The sequence below is a fragment of the Paenibacillus plantiphilus genome (assembly GCF_927798095.1).
Classification (GTDB): domain Bacteria; phylum Bacillota; class Bacilli; order Paenibacillales; family Paenibacillaceae; genus Paenibacillus_Z; species Paenibacillus_Z plantiphilus.
On record NZ_CAKMMF010000073.1, the window covers coordinates 1 to 1361 of the forward strand.

The following is a 1361-nucleotide window of genomic DNA, read 5'->3' on the forward strand; positions in this document are numbered from 1 at the left end:
CTTTACGGAAATAGTTGCCCCATCCCCGTATGACAGGGTTGATGGAATCGATGAGTTCAAAGACGGTTAGCGGGATGCGTCTGTGTGTCCGGGCTCGGATGGTGTCCCTGAACGATTGGATTGACTTGTCCTTGGGGAAGGCATAGATGTTCATCTTTGGTTGCTTTTTCACCTTTTCCCGCGGCAGCGTCAATCCCTTTCCTCGCTTCAGCTTATATCCCAAGAACTCGAATCCCCATTTAATATGGGTGATCCTTGTTTTCTCCGGGTGCAGCGTCAATCCGAGCGATTCCAGAATCGTTCTGGCGTCTCTTAGCGCCTTCGTGGCTTCCGCCTGCGTTTTGCAGAGGACCACCCAATCGTCGGCAAAACGCGTCAGGCGATATCCTTTGTCCGTCATCTCATGATCGAATCGGTTCAGGTAAATGTTGCTAAACAGCGGACTCGCTACGCTGCCTTGCGGTGTGCCGCTGGGCGTTTCGTATTTCTTTCCGCCTTCCATATACCCGGCTTCGAGCATTTGTCTAACCAGATTGAGAATTCTCCCGTCGCTGATTTGCTCGGCGATCATGTCAGTGAGCGGCTCATGATGCACCGTCCCGAAGAAGTCCCGCAAGTCCGCGTCCACAACCCATTCGCATCCGTCCATCAGTTCGCGATAGATTTTCCTCATCGCTTGATGGGTCGAGCGGCCCGGCCGATACCCGAAACTGCATTCGCTGAACAGGGGTTCGAAGATCGGTTCCAACCTGTTTTTCAGTGCCTGTTGGCACACCCTGTCCCGTATAGCCGGTATGCCCAGCGGACGTTTCTCCTTGGGCTTTCCCTTCTTGGGAATGTGTGTCCGTCTGACCGGCATTGGTCGGTACGTGCCCTGCTTCAGTTCTTCGTGCAATCGCCCCAGTTCAGCCTTGGCTGCTGCTTGGAATGCCGGGATGGAGACCTTGTCGATGCCTCCGCTGCCTCCGTTTGCTCTCACCGATTCCCATGCCATTTCCAAATTTGTTCGGTGATATACCTTGTCAATTAACGAATGAACTTTTCGTTCTGCGCCTTCTGCTTTCATGTGTTTCGTATCCTCCGCCTGCAAGTTCTGGGTCTTTCACATAGGGAACTTTCCGTTCTTGCCGCCTACTCGCGAAGCTCATTCCAGTTCCGGTCTCCATAAAGCGAGCCGCCTTCCCCCTTCTGCGTCACCTTTTGAGTGAGCAAAGGCCAGCCACACACTGGCGGCTGATCCGGACGTTTCTGTTGTTCGTCCGTTCTGAAGTATTACGCAGCTCTCCGACTTCTCGCCATGCGTCCGGTATGCATTTCGGGGTTTCCTTATAGCATCCGTTACTGAAACTGCCGCGCATTCT

Annotated in this window: 1 protein-coding gene; it reads right to left on the reverse strand. The window is 53.5% G+C overall.

All coding sequences use genetic code 11. From position 1 onward, the window contains the following. On the reverse strand, positions 1 to 1066 hold a 1066-nt coding region (gene ltrA / locus L6H65_RS26370), incomplete at its 3' end, for a group II intron reverse transcriptase/maturase (RefSeq protein ID WP_236347743.1). Between the last annotated feature and the right edge of the window lie 295 nt (positions 1067 to 1361).